The organism is Synechococcus sp. CCY 0621, from assembly GCF_019038465.1.
Lineage (GTDB): Bacteria > Cyanobacteriota > Cyanobacteriia > PCC-6307 > Cyanobiaceae > Cyanobium.
Genome location: NZ_JAFKRH010000010.1, coordinates 1 through 25,030, shown reverse-complemented (window position 1 = coordinate 25,030; position 25,030 = coordinate 1). Strand labels below are relative to the sequence as shown.

General features: G+C 69.6%; 27 protein-coding genes and 1 tRNA gene. 13 read left to right on the top strand and 15 right to left on the bottom strand.

The window, feature by feature from the left end:
- Positions 1-29: 29 nt before the first annotated feature.
- Positions 30-857, top strand: a complete 828-nt coding sequence (gene panB / locus KUG43_RS02130; protein WP_216905897.1) for a 3-methyl-2-oxobutanoate hydroxymethyltransferase — start codon at positions 30-32, stop codon at positions 855-857.
- Here panB and hemW read toward each other — a convergent pair.
- A complete protein-coding gene (gene hemW, locus KUG43_RS02125; protein WP_216905588.1) occupies positions 784-1,980 on the bottom strand; it encodes a radical SAM family heme chaperone HemW in 1,197 nt (398 codons plus the stop codon). The genes panB and hemW overlap by 74 nt on opposite strands.
- A gap of 93 nt (positions 1,981-2,073) precedes the next feature.
- Here hemW and KUG43_RS02120 point away from each other — a divergent pair, with 93 nt between their 5' ends.
- From KUG43_RS02120 to cbiB, 6 genes are all read left to right on the top strand, one after another.
- Positions 2,074-3,237: a PIN/TRAM domain-containing protein gene (locus KUG43_RS02120; protein WP_216905586.1), complete on the top strand. Its 1,164-nt coding sequence runs from the start codon at positions 2,074-2,076 to the stop codon at positions 3,235-3,237.
- A gap of 31 nt (positions 3,238-3,268) precedes the next feature.
- Entirely contained in the window at positions 3,269-3,940 is a 672-nt protein-coding gene (locus tag KUG43_RS02115) for an ATP-dependent Clp protease proteolytic subunit (RefSeq protein WP_216905584.1), read from the top strand.
- 117 nt (positions 3,941-4,057) lie between these two features.
- Entirely contained in the window at positions 4,058-4,669 is a 612-nt protein-coding gene (locus tag KUG43_RS02110; RefSeq protein WP_216905582.1) for an ATP-dependent Clp protease proteolytic subunit, read from the top strand.
- A 53-nt stretch (positions 4,670-4,722) separates the two neighbouring features.
- Positions 4,723-5,718 carry a ketol-acid reductoisomerase gene (gene ilvC, locus KUG43_RS02105; protein WP_216905580.1) on the top strand — a complete coding sequence of 332 codons (996 nt, stop codon included), beginning with the start codon at positions 4,723-4,725 and terminating at the stop codon, positions 5,716-5,718.
- A gap of 10 nt (positions 5,719-5,728) precedes the next feature.
- Entirely contained in the window at positions 5,729-6,781 is a 1,053-nt protein-coding gene (locus KUG43_RS02100; RefSeq protein WP_216905578.1) for a hypothetical protein, read from the top strand.
- A complete protein-coding gene (gene cbiB / locus KUG43_RS02095; protein ID WP_286194318.1) occupies positions 6,778-7,788 on the top strand; it encodes an adenosylcobinamide-phosphate synthase CbiB in 1,011 nt (336 codons plus the stop codon). Before KUG43_RS02100 ends, cbiB begins: the two co-directional genes overlap by 4 nt.
- Here cbiB and KUG43_RS02090 read toward each other — a convergent pair.
- Positions 7,782-8,498 (bottom strand): undecaprenyl-phosphate galactose phosphotransferase family protein, encoded by a 717-nt coding sequence (locus KUG43_RS02090; protein WP_216905576.1) that lies wholly within the window; start codon positions 8,496-8,498, stop codon positions 7,782-7,784. The two genes, cbiB and KUG43_RS02090, sit on opposite strands and share 7 nt — an antisense overlap.
- A gap of 65 nt (positions 8,499-8,563) precedes the next feature.
- The gene (locus KUG43_RS02085; RefSeq protein WP_216905574.1) at positions 8,564-9,757 is read right to left on the bottom strand and encodes a glycosyltransferase; all 1,194 of its coding nucleotides are present in this window, start codon (positions 9,755-9,757) and stop codon (positions 8,564-8,566) included.
- 107 nt (positions 9,758-9,864) lie between these two features.
- On the opposite strand from KUG43_RS02085, the gene KUG43_RS02080 reads away from it, so the two are divergent.
- The gene (locus KUG43_RS02080; RefSeq protein ID WP_216905573.1) at positions 9,865-10,107 is read left to right on the top strand and encodes a DUF8674 family protein; all 243 of its coding nucleotides are present in this window, start codon (positions 9,865-9,867) and stop codon (positions 10,105-10,107) included.
- Positions 10,108-10,164: 57 nt separating this feature from the next.
- Here KUG43_RS02080 and KUG43_RS02075 read toward each other — a convergent pair.
- From KUG43_RS02075 to KUG43_RS02045, 7 genes are all read right to left on the bottom strand, one after another.
- Positions 10,165-10,249, bottom strand: a tRNA-Ser gene (locus tag KUG43_RS02075).
- Between the two features lie 23 nt (positions 10,250-10,272).
- The gene (locus tag KUG43_RS02070) at positions 10,273-12,264 is read right to left on the bottom strand and encodes a ComEC/Rec2 family competence protein (RefSeq protein WP_216905571.1); all 1,992 of its coding nucleotides are present in this window, start codon (positions 12,262-12,264) and stop codon (positions 10,273-10,275) included.
- A 192-nt stretch (positions 12,265-12,456) separates the two neighbouring features.
- A complete protein-coding gene (locus KUG43_RS02065; protein WP_216905569.1) occupies positions 12,457-13,353 on the bottom strand; it encodes a bile acid:sodium symporter family protein in 897 nt (298 codons plus the stop codon).
- 5 nt (positions 13,354-13,358) lie between these two features.
- Positions 13,359-13,745: a YidH family protein gene (locus KUG43_RS02060; protein ID WP_216905567.1), complete on the bottom strand. Its 387-nt coding sequence runs from the start codon at positions 13,743-13,745 to the stop codon at positions 13,359-13,361.
- Entirely contained in the window at positions 13,745-14,176 is a 432-nt protein-coding gene (locus tag KUG43_RS02055) for a DUF1622 domain-containing protein (RefSeq protein WP_216905565.1), read from the bottom strand. The genes KUG43_RS02060 and KUG43_RS02055 overlap by 1 nt, the downstream gene beginning before the upstream one ends.
- A gap of 3 nt (positions 14,177-14,179) precedes the next feature.
- Positions 14,180-15,097: a formylglycine-generating enzyme family protein gene (locus tag KUG43_RS02050; protein ID WP_286194317.1), complete on the bottom strand. Its 918-nt coding sequence runs from the start codon at positions 15,095-15,097 to the stop codon at positions 14,180-14,182.
- A 26-nt stretch (positions 15,098-15,123) separates the two neighbouring features.
- Positions 15,124-16,629, bottom strand: coding sequence for an arylsulfatase (locus tag KUG43_RS02045; RefSeq protein WP_216905563.1), 1,506 nt, complete (start codon positions 16,627-16,629; stop codon positions 15,124-15,126).
- 196 nt (positions 16,630-16,825) lie between these two features.
- On the opposite strand from KUG43_RS02045, the gene KUG43_RS02040 reads away from it, so the two are divergent.
- Positions 16,826-17,731: a helix-turn-helix domain-containing protein gene (locus KUG43_RS02040; protein WP_353617904.1), complete on the top strand. Its 906-nt coding sequence runs from the start codon at positions 16,826-16,828 to the stop codon at positions 17,729-17,731.
- Positions 17,732-17,757: 26 nt separating this feature from the next.
- Entirely contained in the window at positions 17,758-18,753 is a 996-nt protein-coding gene (locus tag KUG43_RS02035; protein WP_216905559.1) for a putative outer membrane beta-barrel protein, read from the top strand.
- Positions 18,754-18,771: 18 nt separating this feature from the next.
- Here the strand turns inward: KUG43_RS02035 and KUG43_RS02030 are convergent, their stop codons facing one another.
- The 5 genes from KUG43_RS02030 to hisF all read right to left on the bottom strand — a co-directional run bounded on the left by KUG43_RS02030 (position 18,772) and on the right by hisF (position 21,823).
- On the bottom strand, positions 18,772-18,954 hold the full coding sequence (locus tag KUG43_RS02030) for a hypothetical protein (RefSeq protein ID WP_216905558.1): 183 nt from the start codon (positions 18,952-18,954) through the stop codon (positions 18,772-18,774).
- Positions 18,951-19,829, bottom strand: coding sequence for a glycine--tRNA ligase subunit alpha (gene glyQ, locus KUG43_RS02025; protein WP_216905556.1), 879 nt, complete (start codon positions 19,827-19,829; stop codon positions 18,951-18,953). The genes KUG43_RS02030 and glyQ overlap by 4 nt, the downstream gene beginning before the upstream one ends.
- Positions 19,830-19,930: 101 nt before the next feature.
- Entirely contained in the window at positions 19,931-20,632 is a 702-nt protein-coding gene (ubiE, locus tag KUG43_RS02020; RefSeq protein ID WP_216905554.1) for a bifunctional demethylmenaquinone methyltransferase/2-methoxy-6-polyprenyl-1,4-benzoquinol methylase UbiE, read from the bottom strand.
- On the bottom strand, positions 20,619-20,915 hold the full coding sequence (locus KUG43_RS02015) for a hypothetical protein (RefSeq protein ID WP_353617903.1): 297 nt from the start codon (positions 20,913-20,915) through the stop codon (positions 20,619-20,621). The genes ubiE and KUG43_RS02015 overlap by 14 nt, the downstream gene beginning before the upstream one ends.
- 110 nt (positions 20,916-21,025) lie before the next feature.
- Positions 21,026-21,823 carry an imidazole glycerol phosphate synthase subunit HisF gene (hisF, locus tag KUG43_RS02010; protein WP_216905551.1) on the bottom strand — a complete coding sequence of 266 codons (798 nt, stop codon included), beginning with the start codon at positions 21,821-21,823 and terminating at the stop codon, positions 21,026-21,028.
- 43 nt (positions 21,824-21,866) lie between these two features.
- Here hisF and petP point away from each other — a divergent pair, with 43 nt between their 5' ends.
- The 3 genes from petP to KUG43_RS01995 form a co-directional block, all read left to right on the top strand.
- Positions 21,867-22,079, top strand: coding sequence for a cytochrome b6f subunit PetP (gene petP, locus KUG43_RS02005; RefSeq protein ID WP_216905549.1), 213 nt, complete (start codon positions 21,867-21,869; stop codon positions 22,077-22,079).
- 12 nt (positions 22,080-22,091) lie between these two features.
- The gene (gene chlG, locus KUG43_RS02000) at positions 22,092-23,084 is read left to right on the top strand and encodes a chlorophyll synthase ChlG (RefSeq protein ID WP_216905547.1); all 993 of its coding nucleotides are present in this window, start codon (positions 22,092-22,094) and stop codon (positions 23,082-23,084) included.
- Positions 23,081-25,030: transglycosylase domain-containing protein (locus tag KUG43_RS01995; protein WP_286194316.1), on the top strand; the 1,950-nt coding region annotated here is incomplete at its 3' end. The genes chlG and KUG43_RS01995, both read left to right, overlap by 4 nt.

Below are 25,030 nucleotides of genomic sequence, written 5' to 3'. Positions count from 1 at the left end.
ATGCCCCCTCCGCCCACCGTGCCGTGCCGCTGCGACCCGCTGATCTGACACGGCGCAAGCAGGGAGGTCTGCCGATCACCATGCTGACCGCCTGGGACGCCCTCTCCGCCGCCGTCGTGGCCAGCGCCGGGGTGGATGCGGTCCTGGTGGGCGACTCCCTGGCGATGGTGGTGCTGGGCCACGCCACCACCTTGCCGGTCACCCTCGAGGAGATGCTGCACCACTGCCGCGCCGCTGGCCGGGGATTGGCGGCCGCAGCACCGCAGCATCCGCCGCTGCTGATCTGCGACCTCCCTTTCCTCAGCTACCAGTGCGGCGCCGATGCGGCGGTGGCAGCGGCAGGCCGGGTGCTGAAGGAAACGCCGGCGGTGGCGGTGAAGCTGGAGGGGGCCGAACCCGAGACCCTCGCCGTGATCGATCGCATGGTGCGCAGCGGCATTCCGGTGATGGGCCACCTCGGGCTGACCCCCCAGTCGGTGCACCAGCTGGGCTACCGGCGCCAGGCCGGCGATCCGGTCAGCCAGGAGCGGCTGCGGCGGCGGGCCCTGGCCCTGCAGGAGGCCGGCTGTTTCGCCCTGGTGATCGAGCACGTTCCGGCGGAGCTGGCCAGCGCGCTGAGCGCCGCCCTGGTGATTCCGGTGATCGGCATCGGCGCCGGTGACGGCTGTGACGGCCAGGTGCGGGTCACGGCCGATCTGCTGGGGCTCACCAGCCGCCAGCCCCCCTTCAGCCCCCCCCTGATGCAGGGCCGGGCCCTGGCGGTGGAGGTGCTCGGCCGCTGGGTCAGGGAGCAGGGGCCGGCAGCGGCTCCTGCTCCTGCCACCAGGCCAGCAGCTCCCGCAGCACCCCATTGCTGAGCGCCAGCCCCTCCGGATCCGCCAGGCGCCAGCGAGGGCCCTCGATGCGCAGCAGGCCCCGCTGCTCGTAAGTCGCCAGCCGCTGCCGCAGCCCCTCCAGCTGGGACGCCTTCAGATTCTCCTGGCGGGCCAGTCGCTCGAGGTTCACCCCCTCCCGGCAGCGCAGGCCCACCATCAGCCGCTCATCGAAGGGCATCCCCTCGGCATCAGCCGGCTCCTCCGCGCGCGCCGCCAGCGCTTCCGCGTAGCCGGCGCGGGTGCGGGGGTGGGCCCGCCGGCGACCGCGGGGCGCCCCGGTGGCGCCCATGCCGAATCCCCACCAGCCGGCACCGCTCCAGTAGACGCGGTTGTGGCGCGAGGCGTGACCGGGCAGGGCGTAGTTCGACACCTCGTAGTGGCCGTAGCCGGCGGCCGTCAGCCGGCTCCAGGTCAGGTCCATCAGGTCGGCGGCCAGATCCTCCGGCGGCAGGGCCAGCTCCCCCAGCGCCAGGCGCCGCTCGAAGACCGTGCCGGGCTCGATGCTCAGGTCGTACACCGACAGATGGGGAGGCTCCAGCGCCAGGGCCGCGCTGAGCTGGTCGTCCCAGTGGGCGACGTTCTGACTCGGCAGCCCCTGGATCAGATCCAGGCTCCAGCTGGCCAGGTCGCCCCGCCGCTGGGCCAGGCCCAGCCAGCCGGCCGCCTCGCGCAGGTCAGCGCCGCGGTGGCGACGGCCCAGGTCCGCCAGCACCCCATCGTCGAAGCTCTGGCCCCCCAGGCTGACGCGGTTGATGCCGGCGGCCAGGTAGCCCGCCAGGCGGGCCTGATCGAAGCTGGCCGGATCCAGCTCCAGACTCAGCTCCGCCCCCGGGGCCAGGCCGAAGCGGCGCTCAAGGGCCTCCAGGATCGCCGCCACCTGGGCACTGCTGAGCATCGACGGGGTGCCACCACCCAGGTACACCGTCGCCAGCGGCGGGCCGCCGGGGGAGGCGGCGATGTCCCGGTGCAGCAGCTCCAGGTAGGCGGCGACGGAGCCGGAGCTGGCCCCGTCGGCCTTGTCCCCGAGGGGCACCACCGGGAAATCGCAGTAGAAACAGCGCCGGTGGCAGAAGGGGATGTGGACGTAGGCGGATCGGGGATCCATCACGGGCGGTAATCCCTGGGACCCAAACGGCGGAAGATCGGCCAAGCTGCTTTCCAGACCAGCTGGGCGGCCAAGGCGTCGGGACTTCGAAGCATGGTGGACACCCTCATCTTGCTGCTGTTCCTGATCTCAGGGGCAGCCACCGGCTGGCTCGGGGTCGACCTGCTGCCGGAGCAGCTGCTGCTCCAGGTCACCAACCAGGAGGGGTTGCGCACCGTGATGGGGGGCTTCGGCGCCTTCTTCGGGCTGATCGCGGGCATCTTCTTCCAGCAACTGCGCCGGCGCCTGATGGCCCAGGTGCGCAGCATGCCCACCGATCTGCTGATCAGCCGGGCGGTGGGATTGATTCTCGGCCTGCTGGTGGCCAACCTGCTGCTGGCGCCGATCCTGCTGCTGCCCCTGCCCTGGGAGGTGGTGCTGGTGAAGCCCCTGGCGGCGGTGCTCAGCAACGTCTTCTTCGGGGTGCTGGGGTACAACCTGGCGGAGGTCCACGGCCGCACCCTGCTGCGGCTGTTCAACCCGGCCAGCACCGAGGCCCTGCTGGTGGCCGATGGCGTGCTGCTGCCCGCCAGCGCCAAGATCCTCGACACCAGCGTGATCATCGACGGCCGCATCCGTGGCCTGCTGGCTTCCGGACTGCTGGAGGGCCAGGTGATCGTCGCCCAGGCCGTGATCGATGAACTTCAGGCCCTGGCTGACTCCTCCAACAGCGAAAAGCGCGCCAAGGGACGGCGGGGCCTGAAGCTGCTCACCGAGCTGCGCGAGGACTACGGCCGCCGACTGGTGGTCAACAGCACCCGCTACAGCGGCAACGGCGCCGACGACAAACTGCTCAAGCTCACCGCCGACACCGGCGGGACCCTGCTCACCGCCGACTTCAACCTGGCCCAGGTGGCCCAGGTGCAGGAGCTGAAGGTGCTCAACCTCAGCGAGCTGGTGATCGCCCTGCGGCCTGAAGTGCAGCCCGGCGATGGGCTCCAGCTCAAGATCGTGCGCGAAGGCAAGGAGGCCGACCAGGGCGTCGGCTACCTGGAGGACGGCACGATGGTGGTGGTGGAGGATGCCCGCCGCCGCATCGGCGAGCGTCTGCCCGTCACCGTCACCGGTGCACTGCAGACGCCCACCGGCCGCATGGTGTTCGCCCGCTGCGACCGCAACCAGGACCGTCCCGGGGAGCGGGGCAACGGCCGGGGCCTCGACAAGCAGGGTGGGAAACCCGTCGCTGTGCAGGAGCACCAGCCTCCTGGCCCCGGCTAGGCTCCTGCCTCAAGAGTGCTGGTGAGCGCGGATGACGGTGTCGGCCCCCTACTACGGCGATTCCGCAGTGATGCGCACGCCGCCGCCGGATCTGCCGTCCCTGTTGCTCAAGGAGCGGATCGTCTATCTGGGCCTGCCCCTCTTCTCCGACGACGACGCCAAGCGTCAGATGGGCATTGATGTCACCGAGTTGATCATCGCCCAGCTGCTTTACCTGGAATTTGACAATCCGGAAAAGCCGATCTTTTTCTATATCAATTCCACCGGAACGAGTTGGTACTCCGGCGAGGCCATCGGTTTCGAGACCGAGGCCTTCGCCATCTGCGACACCCTCCGCTACGTGAAGCCTCCGGTGCACACCATCTGCATCGGCCAGGCTATGGGCACCGCCGCGATGATCCTCTCGGCCGGCACCAAGGGCCAGCGGGCCGCGCTGCCCCACGCCTCGATCGTGCTGCACCAGCCCCGCTCCGGTGCCCGCGGCCAGGCCAGCGACATTCAGATCCGGGCCAAGGAGGTGCTGCACAACAAGCAGAGCATGCTCGAAATCCTCTCCGAGAACACCGGCAAGACGGTCGAGGACCTCTCCCGCGACTCCGACCGGATGACCTACCTGACGGCTGAGGACGCCAAGGCCTACGGCCTGATCGACCGGGTGCTCACCAGCCGCAAGGACCTGCCGACGGCCGCCCCAATGGCGTGACGCACCAGCTGGGCTGAGCCCTCCGAAGGGCCCTCGCCGACCCTCGCCAACATCCGGCCCTCGGCCGGACCCTTCCACCACCTCTTCGCCCCGGCTCCGAACGAGAGCCTTCCCGACATGCCCATCGGCACCCCCAGCGTTCCTTACCGCCTTCCCGGCAGCCAGTACGAGCGCTGGGTCGACATCTACACGCGACTGGGAGTCGAGCGGATCCTGTTCCTCGGTCAGGAAGTGACCGACGGCATCGCCAACAGCCTGGTGGCCCAGATGCTGTACCTCGACTCGGACGACAGCTCCAAACCGATCTACCTGTACATCAACTCCCCGGGCGGCTCGGTGACCGCCGGCCTGGCGATCTTCGACACCATGCAATACGTCAAATCCGACGTGGTGACGATCTGCGTCGGGCTGGCGGCCTCCATGGGGGCCTTCCTGCTGGCGGCCGGCACCAAGGGCAAGCGTCTGGCCCTGCCCCACAGCCGGATCATGATCCACCAGCCCCTGGGCGGCACCAGCCAACGCCAGGCCAGCGACATCGAGATCGAGGCGCGGGAGATCCTGCGCATCAAGGACATGCTCAACCAGTCCCTGGCCGGAATGTGCGGCCAGCCGCTGGAGAAAGTCACCAAGGACACCGACCGCGACTACTTCCTCAGCGCCGCCGAAGCCAAGGAGTACGGCCTGATTGACCGGGTGATCGCCCACCCCTCGGAAGCGGCGGGCGGCTGAGGACGGTGCGGACGCACACCTAAAGTCTGCGTTTGCCCTGCCCGCCGACCGGAATGGCCCAGCTCTTCTACGACTCCGACGCCGATCTCGGCCTGCTGACCGGCAAGACGGTGGCCATCATCGGCTACGGCTCCCAGGGCCATGCCCACGCCCTGAACCTCAAGGACAGCGGTGTCAACGTGGTGGTGGGCCTTTACGACGGCAGCCGCTCGGCCGCCAAAGCCCGGGCCGATGGCCTCGAAGTGCTGAGCGTCGCCGACGCCTGCGCCAAGGCCGACTGGATCATGGTGCTGCTGCCCGATGAGGCCCAGAAGGCCGTCTACGAAAAGGAGATCGCGCCCCATCTCAGCGCCGGCAAGGTGCTGAGCTTCGCCCACGGTTTCAACATCCGCTTCGGCCTGATTCAGCCGCCCGCCGACGTGGACGTGGTGATGATCGCCCCCAAGGGTCCCGGTCACACCGTGCGCTGGGAGTTCCAGAACGGCCAGGGTGTGCCCGCCCTGTTCGCCATCCAGCAGGACGCCTCCGGCAACGCCCGCGCCCTGGCGATGGCCTATGCCAAGGGGATCGGCGGCACCCGCGCCGGCATCCTGGAAACCAACTTCAAGGAAGAGACCGAAACCGACCTGTTCGGCGAGCAGGCCGTCCTCTGCGGCGGCTTGAGCGAGCTGGTCAAGGCTGGCTTCGAGACCCTGGTGGAAGCGGGCTACCAGCCCGAGCTGGCTTACTTCGAGTGCCTGCACGAGGTGAAGCTGATCGTCGATCTGATGGTCAAAGGCGGCCTCACCGCCATGCGCGACTCGATCTCCAACACCGCCGAGTACGGCGACTACGTCAGCGGCCCCCGGCTGATCACCGCCGACACCAAGGCGGAGATGCGGCGCATCCTGGCCGACATCCAGGACGGCACCTTCGCCCGCAACTTCGTGGCCGAGTGCGAGGCGGGCAAACCCGAGATGGCCAAGGCGCGCGAGCGCGATGCCGCCCATCCGATCGAACAGGTGGGCAAGGGCCTGCGCTCGATGTTCAGCTGGCTCAAGGCCGCCTGAGCCCCAGCCCATGCACAGGCGCCTGCTGACCCTGGCCTGGAGCAGCAGTCAGGCCGGCGGCACCCTGGCCATCGGCGCCACCGCCTGGCTGCTCAGCGGCCTCACCCCCTCGCCGCTGGTGAACGGGGTGTTGCCGGCCCTGGCCACCCTGCCGTTGCTGCTGCCCCTGCCCCAGCGGATCCGGCTCGGCTACGTGGTTCAGCTGCTCAGCCTGCTGCTGCTGCTGGCCGTGGCGGCCGGCCTGCTGGGCCGCTCGGTGCTGGGTCCCCTGCTGGGCATCGCCCTGCTGGCGATCGGTCTGCGCCTGGCCCAGGAGCCGCTGCAGCGCCAGCTGCACGGCTTCGGGGCGGTGCCGATCGGCGAACTGCGGGCGGGGGCGGAAGCGGGCCGGCTGGTGGGCAACCTGCTCACGGCGCTGCTGTTTCCTTTGGGCAAGGCCCTGCTGCAGCTCGGAAGCGCCGTGGTGCTGCTGCTGCCCCTGGCACCGCTGGTCGGCGCGCTTCAGCTTCAGGCCGGCGACCACCCCCGGCCAGGCTCCAGCGCCGAACAGAGCAAGGAAGACCTCGGGCTGGAGCCCGGCGGCGTGCTGCAGGGGCTGCTGTTCGGGGGCCTGTTCGCGCTGCTGCCCCTGTGGGTGCGCCAGGAGGCGGCGGGTAACTGCTTTGATTTCGGCCTGGTGCTGACGGCCTACGGCCTGGGCCGCACCGGCGCCGAAGCCTGGGGCCTGCGGCTCCCGCCGCGGCTGCCCTACCTGCTGATGGCCGCCGTGCTGGTGGCCACCCAGTTCATCGATGGCTGGGGAGCCGTGCTGCTGTTCGTGCCCTTCGGCCTGCTGGCGGCCCTGGCGGACGCCCGCCTGGCCGTCGGGGTGGATCCGGCCGGAGACCTGCAGCGGAACTGGAACCGGCTGGAGCGCTCCTCCGCCCTGGGGGGACTGCTGGGGAGTCTGGGGATGGGCCTGATCGCCCAGGTGATTGGCCTGGCCGGCAGCCTGCCGATTCAGCTGCTGGCGTTCCTGGGGGCCGGCGCCCTGCTGCCACTGTTGCAACGTCCCAGGCGTTGAGCCCCGCCCTGCTCGTGCTGCTCGCCTGCGGGCTGGATCGGCTGCTGGGGGACCCGCTCTGGTGGCCGCACCCGGTGCAGGCCATGGGTTGGACCATCACGGTGCTGCGCCGGGCCGTGGAAGCCTGGGCCGGCGACGCCCCATGGCGCCTGCGCCTGGGCGGGACACTCCTCACCCTGGTGGTGGTGACCGGCAGCGGCCTGGCGGGCTGGGGCATCGAGGCCCTCGCCAGGCACGCCCCCCTGCTGGGCACCCCCTTGCTGGTGATGGGCCTGGCCAGTGCCCTGGCGGGCGGCAGCCTGGCCCGGGCGGTGCGGGACGTGCTTGAGGCCCTGCCGGATGTCCCCTTGGCCCGGGAGCGCCTGGCCCGGATCGTGGGCCGCCAGGTGAGCCAGTTGCCGGAGGCGGAGATCCTGCGGGCCGCCGCTGAAACCGCCGCCGAAAATGCCGTCGACGGTCTGTTCGCGCCGCTGTTCTGGATGCTGGTCGGGGCGGTGCTGCTGCAGCTGGGGCCGGCACTGCCATCGCTGTACCTGCCTTCCTTGCCACAACCGGGGCCCCTGGCCCTGGCCTGGAGCTTCAAGGCGGCCAGCACCCTCGATTCGATGCTCGGTTACCGCCACGGACGCCTGCGCTGGCTGGGCACCGCTGGCGCCCGCCTTGACGACCTGCTCACCTGGGTGCCCACCCGCCTGGTGGCCCTGACCCTGCCCCTGGCGGCAGGGCAACCCCGGCAGACCTGGCGATGGCTGCGGGCGGCCCTGCGGGACGGCGCTTCCGACCCCTCCCCCAATGCCGGGGTGTCGGAGGCCGCCTTCGCCCACGCCGCCGGCGTGCGCCTGGGAGGGGCCAACACCTACGCCGATGGAATCCGGATCAAGCCGATCCTGGCGGCCGCAGGGCGACCAGCCGATGCGGAAGCCGTGGAGCGGATTCTGGAACTGGGGGATCGGCTGGAGCTGCTCTGGCTGCTGGCGGCGTTGCCGTGCCTCTGGGCGTTTCAGTAGGCGCCGCGGTCGCGGGGATCGAGCATCACGCTGATCGTGCGAACGATGATGCGCAGGTCCATCAACAGATTGCGGCGACGGGCGTAGCGCACATCCAGCCGGACCCGTTCGGGGTAGCTGAGGTTGTTGCGGCCGGACACCTGCCACAGACCCGTCAGGCCGGGGCGTACGGCAAGCACTTCATCCATGCGGTCGCCATAGCGGACCAGCTCGCTTTTGACGATGGGACGGGGACCCACCACACTCATTTCGCCACGAAGAACGTTGAGGAACTGGGGCAACTCGTCGAGGCTGGAGCGACGCAGGAACTTGCCGAGACGGGTGATGCGGGGATCGTTCTTGAGCTTGAAATCGTTGCGGAATTCTTCGTCGAGATCGGGTGATTCGGCCAGCAGCTTGGAGAGCAAGCGATCGGCATCCCGGCGCATGGTGCGGAACTTGATGCAACCGAAACTGCGGTAATCCCGGCCCACCCGCTGCTGCACGTAGAACACCGGACCCCTGGAGGTGACCTTCACCAGCAGGGCCAGGGCGAGCAGCACCGGTGCCCCGAGGGTGAGCACCGTGAGCGAAAACAGCACGTCGCCGCCACGCTTGACGAAGCGATCCCGCTTGGACTGGAAGGCAATCAACTCTTCTGCGGAGAACACCTGCGCCGGTGCCGTCACGAGTTGGCGAGAGGCGTAGGGGGTCCCGATGGAAGAGAGCATGGGGGACTGCTTCGATAGATGAAGTTAAGGATCAGCCCGACCAGAACTCCAGGGTGGAGGGCCACTCAGATCAGAGGCACAGGACGGCAAAGGCGGCGGAGGTGCTGCTGCCACAGCTTCTCCAGCAGCGTATGCATGCGTTGCCGGAAGACTTCCGGGGCAAAGCCCTCGGCCCAGAGCCGCTGCCCCTCCGCCGGCAGCGATCGCCACAGCCGGCCCGCCTCAAACTGCTCCAGGGCCGCCGCCAGGCTGCTGGCGCTCTGCTCCGGGAACAGCAGGCCGGTGGGGCCTGGCTCCCCCTGCCTGAGGCAGCGCACACTGTCGAGCACCCCGCCCTGACCCAAGGCGATCACCGGGGCACCGGCGGCCATGGCCTCCACCGGGGCGATGCCGAAGTCCTCCATCCCGGCGTATACAAAGGCCCGGGCCCGCTCCAACCAACCGGCGGTCTCCTGATCCGACAGGCGACCGAGGAAGCGGACCTGGGGCCCCGCCATCGCCTCCAGCCGCCGCCGCTCGGGGCCATCGCCGAGCACCACCAGGGGCAGCCCGGTGCGGTTGAAGGCTTCCACCACCACATCCACCCGCTTGTTGGGCACCAACCGGCAGAGGCTCACATAAACATCGTCCCGGGGCTGATCCCAACGGAACCGCTCCACAGCCACGGGGGGATGGATCACGTGGGCACTCCGGCGCCAGAAGGAGCGGATCCGGCGGGCGGTGAAGCGCGAATTGGCCACCAGGGCATCCACCCGGGCGCTGCTGACCACGTCCCATTGACGCAACTGGTGCAGCTGCAGCCGCACCAGGGGACCCAGGGGACCGCGGGCCAGGGCGGAACGGGCCAGGTAGGGGTGCATCTGGTCCCAGGCGTAGCGGGCCGGGGTGTGCACATAGCTGACGTGCAGCTGATCCGGGCCGGTGATCACCCCTTTGGCCACCAGATGGCTGCTGCTGATCACCAGGGGATGGCCTGACAGGTCGAGTTGCTCGATGGCCAGGGGCAGCAGTGGCAGGTATTGCTGGACGTGGCTCACCCCCCAGGGCAGCCGCTGAATGAAGCTGGTCTGGACGTGGCGCCCTGACAGCCAGCTGCCGGGCCGGTCGCTTTCCCCGTCCACGAGGGCGAAGAGCTCGGGCGGGGCTCCCCTCTCCAGCAAGAGCCGATCGAGTTCCGCCACCACCTGCTCGGACCCACCCACGGACCGGGGGGTGAACCACTCGTGCACCAGGGCGACAGGTGTGGGGAAGGCCTCCATGCCAGGCACCGTAGGCGCCAGTATCACGAAAACTCTCAGCCGATTGCCCTTGCGGGGCTCCCTGCCGAAGCTAAGGCGACGACTGGGATGGCGAGAGCCGGGACACGATGGCGATCCGCGAGCTTCTCGAAGACGCCCTGCTTGAGCCTTCCATCGGCGAGACCGCCTGTTTCCGCTGGCATGCCACCTCGGTGGGCATTGCGGCGCTCTGGTGCGACGGCAAGCCGCCACCGGCCCCGCCGTTTGATGTGGCGCTGAAGGAGGGGCTGCAGGTGGGCCTGGATCTGAGCCGGGAGGAACGGGAGTTTCACCAGGTGAAATCAGGCCTGGTGTTGCTGTTCCATTCCTGATTCAAGCCTGGCGTTGTCAGGTTGATGGCAACGGCCACGCTGGCTGTTGAAGTGAAACGGAGAGGGTGGGATTCGAACCCACGGAAGGTTTCCCTTCAAACGATTTCGAGTCGTTCGCTTTCGACCACTCAGCCACCTCTCCTGACCCTTCGGCCAGACAGCATCTTACGGAGCGGTCAGCGCGCCGTTCGGCCCACTGGCCCGCCACCCCCGCGGCAGGGGGGCTCCGGCGGGGCCAGGTCCACTGAGCCACACCTGCCGCGGCCCGTGGGCCAGCAGGGCGCGGTGGTCGGCGGGCCGGGGGCGGACGCCCAGCCACACGGACTCCGCCGCCTTGCCTGCGGACGCCTTTGCAGCCGTTGCTGTTTGGCCCGATCGCCAGCTGGCCAGTGACTGCCGATCGGGCAGCAGCAACCAGCGCTGACGGCCCAGCTGCAGACGCAGGGCGTGGCTGTCCATGGCCAGGGCCTGCACCGCCAGCCCCTGGCTCGCCAGCCGCTGACCGGCCGCCAAAGGGGCCGCCCCATCGCCATAGGCCACCACCCGCGCCGCCAGACGGCTCCAGCAGGCCGGATCGGCGCCCGCCACCGGATCCAGCAGCAGGGTCCAGTCGAAGCGGGCCACCCCCAGCCCCTGGGCCAGCTGGCCGGCCTGGCGGCAGCTGAAGCCATCGGCGCGGGTGCTGACCAGGGCGGCGCGGCCACGGTGCCGGGCCAGCACCAGGTTGCGGGCGGGGCCCCCCACCCCCTGGTGCACCAGCAGCAGCTGGTCGCCGCCCAGCAGCACCAGATGCAGAACCAGAACCCCTAGGCCCAGGCCAGCCGCCAGCCGCCGCCGGCGCTGACCCAGGCCGGGAAGCACCAGCCCCAGCAAGGCCAGCGTGAACAGCAGCACCAGCAGGGGCAGGGGTCGGCCGCTCTGCCACTGGGCCAGGGGAAGGCCGGCGACGGCGTGGGCGAGCTGGAGCAGTAACGCGGCCAGCCAGCCGAGGGGCAGCAGCAACGGCACCACCAGGGCCGGCAGCGACACGGCCACCACCGCCAGGGCCATGGCCCCGAGGGTGAGCGGCGTCAGCAGGGGGGCCGCCAGCAGGTTGGCCGGCACGGCGTAGAGGGGCACCACACCGAAGTGGAGCAGTTGCAGCGGCAGGGTCCAGAGGCTGGCCGCCACCGGCACCGCCACGGCGGGCGCCAGCCAGCCCAGCCCAGGCAGGCGCTGGGCCAGGGCCTGCTCCAGGGGCCTGGCCGTCAACACCAGGCCGGCGGTGGCGGCGGCGCTGAGCTGGAAACCGACGTCGTGCAGCCAGGCCGGCCGCAGCAGCAGCATGCCCGCCAGGCTCAGGCCAAGAAGTCCGAGGGGGCGGGCCCGCCGGCCGCTCTCGAGCAGCACCAGGGCGATGGCCCCCATCAGCACCGCCCGCACCACCGAGGGCTGGGCCCCGGCCAGCATCAGGAACAGGGCCATGGCGCCACCGCCCAGGGCCAGCCGCGTCCAGCGACCGAGGCCCCGGCCAAGGGCCAGCACCGCCCCCAGCAGGACGCTGAGGTGGAATCCCGAGGCCGCCAGAGCATGGGAGAGGCCGGCGACCCGGAAGTCGGCGCGCAGCTCCGCCGGCAGGGGCACCACGGCGCTGCCCAGCACCAGGGCCGCCAACAGGCCGCCCCGCTCCGGACCCGCCGCGGCGATGAATCGGGCGGCGATGCTGCGGCGCAGATCGGCGATCGGGGTGGCGGGCCGGCGCAGCACCTCCTGCTCCTCCACCGTCAGGCGAGTCCAGCTGCCCTGGCGGGCCAGGCGCTCGGCCGGCCCGGCCAGCAGCGGGTGGGGGGCCGGCCGGGGACGCCGCAGCTGGCCGCTCACCCGCACCTCCCAGCCCTCGCGCAGGGCCGGACAGGTGCGGAAGCTCAACTCGCTGCGGCCCCCTGCCGTCTGCAGCAGTACCCGGCAGGGGCCGGCCTGGCCGGCGGGGGGAGCCCCGGAAGCCGCGCTGGCCACCGGATCGCTCAAGAGCCGACCCGTCAGGATCGCCGGCTGGGGCCCGTCCCCACCGGCGAGCAGCCGCAGCGGATCCCCGGCGGCTGGCTGGAGCGGCCGCAGCTGGGCCTGCAGCAGCACCAGGAGCAGCAGCAGCAGCGGCAGCAGGGGGGAACGGAGCATGCTCCAGAGTTCCCGGCGTCGGCGGCGGTGGTGGCGGCGGCGGCGATCGTGTCCCCAAGGGGGGAGTGCCGCCTACCTGGCCGGGAGGACTTCTGTACAGCCTGTACAGGTTGGCGAACGGCGCCGAAAGACAGGCGGCCCCGCCGAGGCAACACCAGCACCGTGCCAAAGACCGGCGACCCGAACGCCTGATCAGCCAGAGGCCTGGCCGGAGGGCGCCAGCTGCCGTTGCTGCCATTTCAGAAACAGACTGGTGACGATCACCGTGATCAGCACGTAGGAGAGGATCCCGGGAACCAGATCGGGCAGGCCTTTGCCGTAGGTCACGGCCAGCTGGGCCGCCAGGCCCGTGTTGCGCATGCCCGTCACCAGGGCCACGGTGCGGCGCTCCAGTGGGTCCGCGCCAGCCAGGCCGTAGCCGATCGCCAGGCTGAGCACGCTGAGGACGGCCATGGCGGCCAGCCCCACCAGGTTCTGCTGCAGGAAGGGCAGCAACTGCTTACTGCTCAGGAGCAGCAAGGCCACCATCATCAGCAGCAGCAGCACAGTGGCCAGGCGGCCGAGGGCCTGGCTGCAGCGCTGGGCCAGCTGCGGCTTCCATTGGCCCAACAGGACGCCGGCGATCACCGGCAGCACCTGCACCTTCAGCACCTGGCCCGCCACCTGGGCCGGAGTGATGCCCCAATCCACCATCTCCCAGCCGCGCAGTCCGGCGCCGACACGGAACACGACCTCCAGCAGCGGAATCGTGACGATGGCCAGCAGCGCCGCAGCAATCTGCAGCCGCGCCGCGAGTTCGGCCGTGCCGCCACTGCTGCGCACCCGGAACAGGATCAAAGGGGCGCTGGGACAGGCCAGCATCAGGCCCATGGCCACCCAGGCCGGGCGGCTCAGCAGGCCATACAGGGGCAGCAGCACCAGCACCAGCCCCGCCAGGGGGACCAGCAGGCAGGTGCCGAGCACCACGCGCCAGAGAAAGGCGGGGCGATCCCTGAGCAGCAGGAATGGGTACTGCTTCAGCCCCAGACCGAGGCTGAACATCAGGGTCACGATCGTGGCCGTGACAAGAAGGGAAGCGGCCTGGGGCATGGAGGTCAACCGAGAGGGGAACCCATCACCAGCAGCGCAAACGCGACAACACCGATGAGTGTGAGTGCGATGGCCGTCAGGGTGCTGATCGAACGCTGATCGGCATAGAGAAAGTCGTCACGCCGGATCAGCTTCAGGGTGCGCAGGTGCTGGCGGGTGGCCGCCGCCATCGCCAGGATTCCGACCAGAATGAACCCCATGGACACCAGCCGCACACTCAGGCCGGCATGGGCACTGCCATCGAAGCGGCTGCTGTTGATCGCCCCGATGATCTTGTCGAGGCCGAAGCCGAAGCTGATCAGCGACAGGCAGGTGCGGATCCAGGCCATCAATGTGCGTTCAGCGGCCGCCCGGTTGCGCTCCTTGGCCAGTTCGTTGTTGAGGTTGGCCATCAGGTCGGGGAGGTATCGGTGGGAGAACCTGGCTGGTTCTGTTGGCGCTGGGCGTCCTCGAACTTCAGTTCCAGTTCCACTTCCCTGCCCAGGAAGATGTTGAGGAAGGTGCGGATCACGGCGATGACTCCCAGTTGGATCAGGTTCTGGTTCGAAGGTGTCGTAGTGGTGGCCACGATATCGGCGGCCAACTGAAACTCCAGCGCCATCGACAGCCAGCTGCCGAAAGTGAGGCGGAGGCTGTTGAACCGCCGCCCCTGGGATTGGCGCCCGTGGCCCAGGAGCTGCGACTGGCGCAGGGTCTGACGAACGCTGAGGCGCAGCGTGGCTGCAAACCCCAGCGCCACGCACACCAACGACACGCCCTCCAGCACGACCCGCAGTGCGATGGCGAAGTGGTCGATCCACTCCAGCAGGGGAAGGTCCGGCATGGTTCAGCTCCTCACAAGACAACGAAAGCCCATGTGGCAGGTGGAGGTGTCGATCCCCTGGGCCATGCGCGCGGCGGGCCGGTAGCGGCGGCAGTAGCTCGGGGCACAGAGAAAGGACCCGCCCTTCACCACCTTGCGGGGGAGGCTGCCGTGCTGGGACGCGGGGTCGATGCTGGCCTCCCGGCAACATCCCCCAGGCTGGTCGGCGGTGGCGGCATGGCTGCCGTACCAGTCGTCGGTCCACTCCCAGACGTTGCCGATCATGTCGAGCAGCCCGTAGCCGTTCGGCGGGAAGGCCCCCACCGGTGAGGTGCGCTCCCAGCCGTCGAGCAGGCTGTTGTGGTGCGGGAAGTCCCCCTGAAAGGTGTTGGCCATGGGCCGGCCGCCGGGATGCAGCTCATCCCCCCAGGCGAATTCACCCTCCGCCTGTCCGCCGCGGGCGGCCCATTCCCACTCGGCCTCAGCCGGCAGCTGCTTGCCGGCCCAGGCGGCATAGGCCGCCGCGTCCGCATGGGCCACGTGGACCACGGGGTGGTGATCCCGGGCCTTGATGGAGCTGCCCGGGCCTTCGGGATGGCGCCAGCAAGCACCGGGCAGGTACTGCCACCAGCGGTAGGGATCACCCGTGCCGATCGGTCCGGGCGGTGGCACGAACACGATCGAGGCCGGCGCCAGCAGCTCCGGCAGGGCGCCGGGATAGGCGGCCGGATCGGCTGGCTGCTCGGCCACGGTGACGTGGCCCGTGGCCTTGACGAACTTGCGGAACTGGGCGTTGGTGACCGGGGCACGGTCGATCCAGAACCCCGCCACCGCCACCCGGTGGGCCGGGGCCTCCTCCGGGTAGTGGTGGTCGGAGCCCATCAGGAAGGAGCCTGCTGGGATCCAGACCATGTCCCGCGCCGGGGGGCGCCCCGGAGTCATGGCGCGACCTGCATGGCGTCTCGCCCTCAGTGACCGCCGCTGGCGGCGGAGGTCATCTTGGCCATCACCTCCTCCAGGGAGAAGCTGGCGGCCTTCTGGCGGGGCGGATAGGCCTGGAAGGTGGCCAGGAATCGGCCCACGATCGTCTGGGCGGGCACCAGGGCAAAGGCGTGGTCGAGCATCCAGTCCCAGTAGGTGTTGGAGGTGACGTCGGCCCGCTCATAGGGATCCGTGAGCAGGTTGAAGATCTTCGGCAGCCGCAGGGTCACGAAGGGTTCGGCCCAGATCTGACAGGTGCCGGGCTGACGCTGCTCCATGAAGACGAACTTCCAGTTGTCGTAGCGCAGGCCGGTGAGGTCGCCGTCGTCAGAGAAGTAGAAGAATTCCACCCGGGGGCTCTTGTCGCTCTGGCCGGTCCAGTAGTCGAGCATGTTGTAGCCGTCGAGGTGGATCTTGAAGGTCTTGGCGCCCACCGTGTGGCCCTCCAGGAGCTTCTGCTTGATCTCCGGTTCGCCAGCGGCCGCCAGCAGGGTGGGCAGCCAGTCGAGATGGCTGACGATGCCGGTGAACAGGGTTCCCGGGGCGATCTTGCCTGGCCAGCGGACCATGGCCGGCACCCGATAGGCCCCTTCCCAGTTGGAGTTCTTCTCGTTGCGGAAGGGGGTCATGCCGGCGTCGGGCCAGCTGTTCATGTGGGGCCCGTTGTCGGTGCTGTACATCACGATCGTGTCATCGGTGATGCCCAGCTCATCGAGCAGGTTGAGCATCTCGCCGATGCAGTTGTCGTGATAGATCATCACGTCGTGGTACTCCGACTGCCAGCGCCCCGCCTGGCCGACGTCCTGGGGACGGGCATGGGTGCGGAAGTGCATGTGGGTGGTGTTGAACCACACGAAGAACGGCTCTCCCGAAGCCACGGCGTCACGGATGAAGCGCTTGGCCTCGGCCATGAACTCCTCGTCGCAGTTCTCCATGCGCTTCTTGGTGAGCGGGCCTGTGTTCTCGATCCGCTGGGTGCCATCACCATTGGCCCAGCTGTGCAGCACCCCGCGGGGGCCGAAGTTCTTCTTGAAATCGGGGAAGTCTTCCGGCTTGGGATAGTCGGGCAGCTCCGGCTCCTCCTCGGCGTTCAGGTGGTAGAGGTTGCCGAAGAACTCATCGAAGCCGTGCATCGTCGGCAGATGTTCATCGCGGTCGCCGAAGTGGTTCTTGCCGAACTGGCCGGTGCGGTAGCCCAGCGGCTGCAGCAGTTCGGGGATGGTGGGATCCTCGGCGCGATAGCCGATTTCGGCACCCGGCAGCCCCACCTTGCTCAGGCCGGTGCGGAACACGCTCTGGCCGGAGATGAAGGCCGCCCGGCCGGCGGTGCAGCTCTGCTCGGCGTAGTAGTGGATGAAGCGGCCGCCCTCCTTGGCGACCCGGTCGATGTTGGGGGTCTGGTACCCCATCAGGCCGTCGCTGTAGCAGCTGAGGTTGCTCTGGCCGATGTCATCGCCCCAGAGGATGAGGATGTTGGGCTGGCCGTTGGGCATGGTGGGGAACACCCGGCGGGTGAGGAAGTGGGGTAGGAAGAGGGCTCAGGTCCCCAGTTGTCACGTGACGGACGCCACGCCTTCGGGGGACACGCCCCCAAAGGATGCACAGAGCGGAGCGATCCGAACACTCAAAAAGTGCGGATCCGCTGCTCCCGTCTCCCGTTCCATCCAGGACATCGCCCGCCTGGAAGGGGTGCTGAGTCCCCTGCTGCCGGTGCAGCTCACCCAGCTCGCCGGCGGCCGGCTAAACAGCGAGCTGCTGGCCCTCGACCTCGATGCACTCCAGGTCCTGCGCCTGCGCTTCGATCGCCCCCTGCACGGGGGTGGGCCCAAACCCAAGGGCCGCCAGCTGATCGCCCTCGACCTGGGCGAGGAGTCCGGCGTGCCTGTGATGCGCTCCCACGGGCTGGAGCTGCCGTCCACAGCGTTCTTCGGCCTGGCCGCCGCCGGCGAGATCCACCTCACCACCCCCGAACGCTGCAGCCTGGCCTTGCTGAGCCTGGATCGGGGGCGGTTCCTGCAGTGGGCCCACGATCTGGGCGGAACGGGCCTGGAGGAGTCGCTGGAGGGTGTCAACTGGCAGGCGATCGATCCGCTGCGCTTCGGGCGGGTGAGGGCCTGTCTGCGCGGGATCTTCCGTCTGGCCGAGCGGTCTCCGGCCCTGATGGCGGATGCAGTGATCCGCCGGAGGCTGGGCGGGGATCTGGTGCCCCTGCTGGTGGAGGCCCTGGTGCACCGCACCGGCCACGGCGAGCGGTTGGCCCGGCCGCCGGCCCGGATCGAGCTGGTGAAGGCGGCCCAGGCCTGGATGGAGGACCATCCCGAGGAGCCGATCAGCCTCGATGGACTCTGCCGCCAGGTCGCGGCCGGTCGGCGCAGCCTGCTGCAGGGGTTCCGGGAGCACCTGGGGATGGGCCCGATGGCCTACCTCAAGATCCGTCGCCTGCACAGCGTGCGGCGTGCCTTGCTGGCGGCCGATCCACAGGCCTTGAGGATCCACGAGCTGGCCGCTCAGTGGGGATTCATGAACGCGGGCCATTTCGCCCGCGATTACCGCAGCCTGTTCGGCGAGCATCCCCGTACCAGCCTCCGGGCTTGAACGTCCTGACTCCCACTCCCCTCCCCATGAACGAGAGCACCTCCCGCCTGGTCCCCGTCCTGGCTGGCCTGGCCGTGGTGTTGCCCCCGCTGTGGCCGGCGGCGAGCCTGGCCGGCCCGGTGCGGGGCTCCGCGCCGGAGGCCACCTGGATCGGCCAGGAGCTGCGGCTGCCGCGACCGGAGCTGGCGGCCGCGCCGGAGACCGCCCAGGCCGCGCCAGTACCTGGGGAGACGGCCCCTGCCGCCCCCCCCTGGAGTGGCACCGTCGAGGTGTACGGCTTCGCACCGCTGCGCACCACCGGCACCACCACGATCCGGGGCCTGGAGGCGGAGGTGGACCAGGATCTGGGGCAAATCCTCGACATCCTGCGGTTCGCCGCCTCCGCCCGCGGCAGCATCGAAAAGGACCGGGTGGGCCTGCAGGCCGACCTCTGGTACACCAGCCTGGGCGACTCGGCGGGGCGCCTGGTCGGCCCCCGGCAGCTGTTCACGACGACGGCCGATGTGGGCCAGACCCTGGGGATCTACGACGTCGCCCTGCGCTACCGGTTCGGTGAGCGGGAATCGGCGATCGGCAAGCCCGGGTCCTACTCGGTGATCCCCTATGCCGGGATACGGCTGATCGATGGCCGCCTGAATCTGGCCGCCTCCCTGGACGGCCCCTTCGGACGCACCCTGCTGGAGCCCACCCGCAACTTCCAGCGGACCTGGGTGCAGCCCCTGGTGGGCACCCAGGCCACCGTCTTCCTCTCGCCGCGCCTGCGGGCCTTCGCCCGCGGCGATATCGGCGGCTTCGGGCTGGGCGGCCAGCAGGACCTCAGCGGCAATGCCCAGGTGGGTCTGGGCTATGCGATCGGCGACAACACCGATCTGAACCTGTCGTGGCGCTACATGGGCCTGAAATGGAACAACGGGGACCAGCAGGCCAACGGCTTTTCCGTCAACATGAATGGCATCGAAGTGGGCGTGAAGTTCTTCTTCGGTGGCGCTCCCAGAGGCACGGCGGTGGCCACCGCGCCCTGAGCCCAGCAGCCAGGGGCCTCAGAAACTCGGCAGCCTGAGCATCAGCTCGCAGAGCTGGGGGCTGGGCAGCTCCTGACCCAGCAAGGGAGCCACCAGCGCGGCGAGGGGACGCAACCGGCAGGGCCAGATGGCCCGCTCGGTGAGCCGGCCAGCCTGGAAGGCGCCGAGCACCAGCACCCCCACCAGCAGGGTGCCCTTCACGCCGGCGGCGCGCCCAGCAACGGGAAGCCCAGGGCCCGGCGCTCCTCCAGCCAGGCCTCTGCCACCTGCCGCGCCAGATGGCGGATGCGGCCGATGGTGGCGGTGCGCTCGGTCACCGAGATGACGCCGCGGGCCTCAAGCAGGTTGAAGGTGTGGCTGCACTTGAGCACGTGGTCGAGGGCCGGGGCCGGCAGTCCCGCCGCCACCAGATCGGCGGCCTCGGCCTCATGCAGGGCGAACAGCTGCAGCAGGCGTTCGGGGTTGGAGGCCTCGAAGTTGTAGGTGCACTGCCCCTTCTCGAAGGGCAGCCAGATGTCGCCGTAGCTGCGCTCGCCGTTCCAGCGCAGGTCCCAGATGCTCTCCACGTCCTGGAGGTACATTGCCAGCCGCTCCAGGCCGTAGGTGATCTCGATCGACACGGGTCGGCAGTCGAGGCCGCCGCACTGCTGGAAATAGGTGAACTGGGTCACCTCCATGCCATCGAGCCACACCTCCCAGCCCACGCCCCAGGCGCCGAGGGTGGGGGACTCCCAGTTGTCCTCCACGAAGCGGATGTCGTGTTCGGCAGCGTGGATGCCCAGGGTTTCGAGCGAGGCCAGGTAGGTCTCCTGGATGGCATCCGGGGAGGGCTTGATCAGCACCTGGTACTGGAAGTAGTGCTGGGCCCGGTTGGGGTTGTCGCCGTAGCGGCCGTCGGTGGGGCGCCGGCAGGGCTCGGGGTAGGCCACCGCCCAGGGCTCCGGGCCGATCGCCCGCAGCACGGTGTGGGGGCTCATGGTGCCGGCGCCCTTCTCGGTGTCGTAGGGCTGCAGGATCAGGCAACCCTGGTCGGCCCAGAACCGGTTGAGGCTGGCGATGATGTCCTGGAAGAGCATGGCGGGCCGGTCGGGTTCTGGCCAGGACGGCGGGGAAGTCGGCTCGATGCTGCCAGATCGATGCACCCGGAGCGGTGCGGCCGGGGTCTGACGCCAGTGGCTCAGGCCAGGAGTTCCAGCTGCCCCATCAGGCCGCCGGCCAGGGGCCGGTGCCGGGCCTCTGAGAATCCGGCGGACCGGGCCAGCTGCTCCTGGGCTGGGCCGGTGGGGAAGCGGGCCAGGCTCTCCTCCAGCCAGGCGTACTGCTCGGGCAGGCCCACGGCACGGGCGGCCGGCACCACCAGACGGCGCAGGTAGAGGCGCTGGAAGGCCGCCGGGGCCGAGGCCGGATCGGGCCGGTTGAAATCCAGCACCACCGCCCGCCCGCCCGGCCGCAGCAGGCGCCGCAGCTCCACCAGGCCGGCGGCGGGATCGGCCAGGTTGCGCAGGCCGTAGGCCATCACCGCGCCATCGGCCCAGCCATCGGCCAGGCCGGTGGCCAGGGCATCGCCCTGCTGCCACTGCAGCGGCAGCCAGGGCTGGCGGGCAGCGCGGCGGCGGGCGATGGCCAGCGGGGCGGCGGCCGCGTCCAGGCCGAGCACCAAGCCGCCGGGACGGACGCGGGAGGCCAGCACCAGGGCCAGGTCGCCGGTGCCGCAGCAGAGATCCAGCAGGCGCTGGCCGGGGCGGGGGCGCAACACCAGCAAGGCCTGCCGTTTCCAGAGGCGATGCAGCCCCAGGCTGAGCAGATCGTTCAGCTGGTCGTAGCGGGGGGCGATGGTGTCGAACAGATCGCTGATCTGCCCGGGATCAACTGGGGCCAAGGCGAGGTGTCACGGAGTCATCCCAGGGCAGCACGATGGCATCGAGGCTGACACCGGCCGATTCAAGCTCGGGGGCTGTCAGGCCACGGGCCTCGAGGCGGACCGGGCTTGTGAAGGTGAGCACCATCACCGTGGCCAGGCCGACGGCCGCCGAGCAGACCATGCAGCCGGCCAGCATCAGGGAGAATTCGCGGCGGTCGGTGGCGGCCTGCATCAGCTGCAGCGCCCAGGCCACAAGGGCGATCACCACAACCACCACCACCAGCGCGATTGCCGTGAACACGGGCGTTGGCAGAAGCAGAAAGGCGTTCACCGATGCACCAAGAACTTCGTATGTATATCAATGTTAAGGCCAGTGAAGCGGGTGATGCGATCGGCAGCGTCCCCGCCGCTTCAGGCCGTGGGCAGCGGGGCCAGCAGGGGCCGCACCGGCAGGCCGCGCCGCAGCAGGTCGCGCTTGATCTCCTCCACGGTGAGCACCCCGTCATGGAGCATGGAGGCCAGCAGGGCGGCGGAGGCCCCGGCCACCTCAAGGGCGGCGGCGATGTGATCGATGCAACCGGCGCCTCCGGAGGCGATCACAGGCACCTCCACGGCCTCGACCACGGCCCGGGTGAGGGCCAGATCGTATCCCGCCTGGGTGCCATCGCCATCCATGGAGGTGAGCAGGATCTCCCCGGCGCCGAGCGCCACCACGCGCCGGGCCCAGGCCACCGCATCGAGGCCGGTGTTCTCGCGCCCACCCTTGACGAAAACATCCCAGGCCGGCGGTTCTTCTCCTTGGGAGGGACGGCGACGGGCATCGATGGCCACGACGATGCACTGGCAGCCGAAGCGATCGGCCCCGGCCGCCACCAGTTCCGGGGTGCGCACCGCCGATGAATTGAGGCTCACCTTGTCGGCACCGGCCCGCAGCAGCTCGGTGATGCCCTCGACGCTGACGATGCCGCCGCCGACGGTGAACGGGATCGTCACCGCCTCGGCGGTGCGTTGCACCATGTCCACCAGGGTGGCGCGGCCCTGGTGGCTGGCGGCGATGTCGAGGAAGACCAGCTCGTCGGCGCCGGAGACGCTGTAGCGACAGGCCAGCTCCACCGGGTCGCCGGCATCGCGCAGCCCGACGAAGTTGATGCCCTTCACCACCCTGCCGCCGGCCACGTCGAGGCAGGGGATGATCCGCTTGGCGACCACGGGTTCACTGTTAGGGTTGCGCCACTTTCTACTCGCGCCGGACATGGCCCAGGCTGGCATCACCATCGGCTCGAAGGTGCGGGTCACCCGCGTGCGCGATCGGATTCCGGCCAATCTGGTGGCGGCGCTCAAGGCCGATGCCACCGGCACCGTGAAGGACTTCCGCGTCACCGACGGGACGGGCATCGGTGTGGTGGTGGAGCTCAGCGGAGGCACCACCACCTGGTTCTTCGATGACGAGATCACCCCTGCCTGAGACGGCCCACCCATGAGCCAGAGCCCCGAAACCAACGCCGGCTCGCCAGGCGTTTCCGGTGGCGCCCGGCAGCTGCTCGGCATGAAGGGCGCCAGTGGCAGCTCCAACATCTGGAAGATCCGGCTGCAGCTGATGAAGCCGGTCACCTGGATCCCCCTGATCTGGGGGGTGATCTGCGGAGCGGCGGCGTCCGGGAATTTCCACTGGACCCTGCCGGAGGTGGGGGCCTCGGTGGCCTGCATGCTGATGAGCGGCCCCTTGCTGGCCGGCTACACGCAGACGATCAACGACTACTACGACCGCGAGATCGACGCGATCAACGAGCCCTACCGGCCGATTCCCTCCGGTGCCATCCCCCTGGGCCAGGTGCGGCTGCAGATCATCGTGCTGCTGCTGGCCGGGCTGGCGGTGGCCTGGGGTCTGGATGTCTGGGCTGGCCACAGCACACCGGTGCTGCTGCTGCTGGCCCTGGGCGGGTCCTTCGTGAGCTACATCTACTCGGCGCCCCCGCTGAAGCTCAAGCAGAACGGCTGGCTGGGCAACTACGCCCTGGGCGCCAGCTACATCGCCCTGCCCTGGTGGGCCGGCCAGGCCCTGTTCGGCCAGCTCACCTGGGCCACGGCCCTGCTGACCCTCGCCTACAGCCTGGCGGGGCTGGGCATCGCCGTCGTCAATGACTTCAAGAGCGTCGAGGGCGACCGGGCCCTGGGTCTGCAATCGCTGCCGGTGGTGTTCGGCATCGAACGGGCCAGCTGGATCAGTGCCGGCATGATCGATCTCTTCCAGCTGGCGATGGTGGCGGTGCTGATCGCCATCGGCCAGCACTTCGCCGCCGTGTTGCTGGTGCTGCTGATCGTCCCCCAGATCACCTTCCAGGACATCTGGCTGCTGCGTGATCCCGTCGCCTTCGATGTGAAGTATCAGGCCAGCGCCCAGCCGTTCCTGGTGCTGGGCATGCTCGTGACCGCCCTGGCCATCGGCCACAGCGACCTGACCCTGCCATGACCAGCGGTGCAGCACGCCGTTCCAACTGGCGCCTGCTCGGTCCAGCCATGGCCGCCGTCGCCGCCGGTGGCCTGGTGGCCCTGGGCCAGACAACCCTGGTGCGCAGCCTCGACGGATTGCTCCCCGACGCCGGCCGCATCACCAGCTTCAACCGGCCGGGGACGATCACGATCCTGTCCTCCGACGGCCAGGTGGTGCTCAAGAAGGGCCCGGCCACGCGCGAGAAACTGCCTGCCGGCAAGATGCCGCTGCTGATCCAGCGCGCCTTCGTGGCCGCCGAGGACCGCCGCTTCTACCAGCACGACGGCATCGATCTGTTCGGCATCAGCCGGGCCATGCTGCGCAACCTGCAGCAGGGCGCCGTGGAGGAAGGGGCCAGCACGATCACCCAGCAGCTGGCCCGCACCGTGTTCCTGAGCCAGGACCGCACGATCGTGCGCAAGCTCAAGGAGGCGGCGCTGGCCGGGAAGATCGAGCGCCAGCTGAGCAAGGCCCAGATTCTCGAGCAGTACCTCAATTACGTGTACCTCGGCTCCAGCGCCTATGGCGTCTCTGATGCCGCCTGGATCTACTTCTCCAAACGCCCCGACCAGCTCACCCTGCCGGAAGCCGCCCTGATCGCCGGCCTGCCGCCAGCGCCATCGGTGTATTCACCGCTGGTGAATCCGGAGGTGGCCCTGCGGCGGCGCTCGGTGGTGCTGGGTCGCATGCGGGAGGCGGGTTTCATCGACGACGACCAGCTGGAGCGGGCCGAGGCTGCCCCCCTGGCGCTGAAGCCGGCCGAACCGAAATTCTTCTACAACCCGGCCCCCTGGTACACCAGCTGGCTGGAGCAGGAGCTGCCGAAGGTGCTCAGCAAGGAGCAGCTGGAGGTGGGGGGCCTCACGATCCGCAGCGGCCTGAATTCAGCCTGGCAGGCCGAGGCCCAGAAAACAATCGACAGCTACGCCACCGGGAACATGGAAGGGGCCCTGGTGGCCATGGAGCCCGGCACCGGCCTGGTGCGGGCGATGGTGGGCGGCAACGACTGGGAGAAAACCCAGTTCAACCGGGCCTCCCAGGCGCTGCGCTCACCGGGCTCCACCTTCAAGCTGTTCGTCTACCTCACGGCCCTGAAACTGGGCATGAAGCCCGAGGACACGGTGCTTGATTCGGCCCGCTGCTTTGGCAGCTATTGCCCCAAGAACTTCGGCAATCGCTACATGGGCCGGGTGAGTCTGGCCACGGCGTTGCAGAACTCGCTCAACATCGTGGCGGTGGGGCTGCTGCAGAAGCTGGGCTATGACCCGGTGATCGCCACCGCCAAGAGCCTTGGCATCCACCGGGAGCTGGGGCGCTATCTGTCGATGGCGATCGGCTCCAACGACCAGACGGTGCTTGACATGACGGCGGCCTACGCGGCGCTGGTCAACCGGGGGGTGTACATCCAGCCGCTGCCCTTCGAGGAGATCTTCGGGCCGGACGGGGAGCTGCTCTGGTCACGCCGGGCCAACGGCCCCCGCGGCACCCGGGCGGTCAGCAGCGACATCGCCGACGCGATGATGTGGATGCTCCAGCAGGTGGTGCAGGGCGGCACCGGCGGCGGCGCCGCCCTGGCCGACCGGCCGGTGGCCGGCAAGACGGGCACCTCCGAGGGGGCCCGGGACCTGTGGTTCATCGGTTCGATTCCCCAGCTGACCACCGGCGTCTGGCTGGGCTACGACAACAACCGGGGGACGGGCACCACCAGCGTCCTGGCCACCTATGCCTGGCGGGCCTTCATGGAGCCGGTGACCAAGGGGATGCCGGTGCAGAAGTTCCCGCCCAAGCCCGTGCTCACCGGCAGCTTCAAGCCGGTCAACAAGCCGAAAAGCAGCGAACGCGACGCCCAGCCCGAGGACGGCGGCAGGCGCGACAACCAGCGATGGGAGCCACCGCCGCAGGAGCCCAGCCGCACCACCCCCCCC

Bases quoted from the DNA above. Each gene is read 5' to 3' on its own strand.
- hemW (WP_216905588.1), bottom strand. From the start codon at position 1,980: ATGGATCCCCGATCCGCCTACGTCCACATCCCCTTCTGCCACCGGCGC.
- KUG43_RS02055 (WP_216905565.1), bottom strand. From the start codon at position 14,176: ATGCCGGACCTTCCCCTGCTGGAGTGGATCGACCACTTCGCCATCGCA.
- KUG43_RS02035 (WP_216905559.1), top strand. From the start codon at position 17,758: ATGAACGAGAGCACCTCCCGCCTGGTCCCCGTCCTGGCTGGCCTGGCC.
- KUG43_RS02090 (WP_216905576.1), bottom strand. From the start codon at position 8,498: ATGCTCTCTTCCATCGGGACCCCCTACGCCTCTCGCCAACTCGTGACG.
- KUG43_RS02080 (WP_216905573.1), top strand. From the start codon at position 9,865: ATGGCGATCCGCGAGCTTCTCGAAGACGCCCTGCTTGAGCCTTCCATC.
- KUG43_RS02110 (WP_216905582.1), top strand. From the start codon at position 4,058: ATGCCCATCGGCACCCCCAGCGTTCCTTACCGCCTTCCCGGCAGCCAG.
- chlG (WP_216905547.1), top strand. From the start codon at position 22,092: ATGAGCCAGAGCCCCGAAACCAACGCCGGCTCGCCAGGCGTTTCCGGT.
- KUG43_RS02065 (WP_216905569.1), bottom strand. From the start codon at position 13,353: ATGCCCCAGGCCGCTTCCCTTCTTGTCACGGCCACGATCGTGACCCTG.
- KUG43_RS02070 (WP_216905571.1), bottom strand. From the start codon at position 12,264: ATGCTCCGTTCCCCCCTGCTGCCGCTGCTGCTGCTGCTCCTGGTGCTG.
- petP (WP_216905549.1), top strand. From the start codon at position 21,867: ATGGCCCAGGCTGGCATCACCATCGGCTCGAAGGTGCGGGTCACCCGC.
- KUG43_RS02115 (WP_216905584.1), top strand. From the start codon at position 3,269: ATGACGGTGTCGGCCCCCTACTACGGCGATTCCGCAGTGATGCGCACG.
- KUG43_RS02050 (WP_286194317.1), bottom strand. From the start codon at position 15,097: ATGACTCCGGGGCGCCCCCCGGCGCGGGACATGGTCTGGATCCCAGCA.
- ilvC (WP_216905580.1), top strand. From the start codon at position 4,723: ATGGCCCAGCTCTTCTACGACTCCGACGCCGATCTCGGCCTGCTGACC.
- KUG43_RS02085 (WP_216905574.1), bottom strand. From the start codon at position 9,757: ATGGAGGCCTTCCCCACACCTGTCGCCCTGGTGCACGAGTGGTTCACC.
- KUG43_RS02045 (WP_216905563.1), bottom strand. From the start codon at position 16,629: ATGCCCAACGGCCAGCCCAACATCCTCATCCTCTGGGGCGATGACATC.
- KUG43_RS02060 (WP_216905567.1), bottom strand. From the start codon at position 13,745: ATGGCCAACCTCAACAACGAACTGGCCAAGGAGCGCAACCGGGCGGCC.
- KUG43_RS02100 (WP_216905578.1), top strand. From the start codon at position 5,729: ATGCACAGGCGCCTGCTGACCCTGGCCTGGAGCAGCAGTCAGGCCGGC.
- glyQ (WP_216905556.1), bottom strand. From the start codon at position 19,829: ATGCTCTTCCAGGACATCATCGCCAGCCTCAACCGGTTCTGGGCCGAC.
- KUG43_RS02120 (WP_216905586.1), top strand. From the start codon at position 2,074: ATGGTGGACACCCTCATCTTGCTGCTGTTCCTGATCTCAGGGGCAGCC.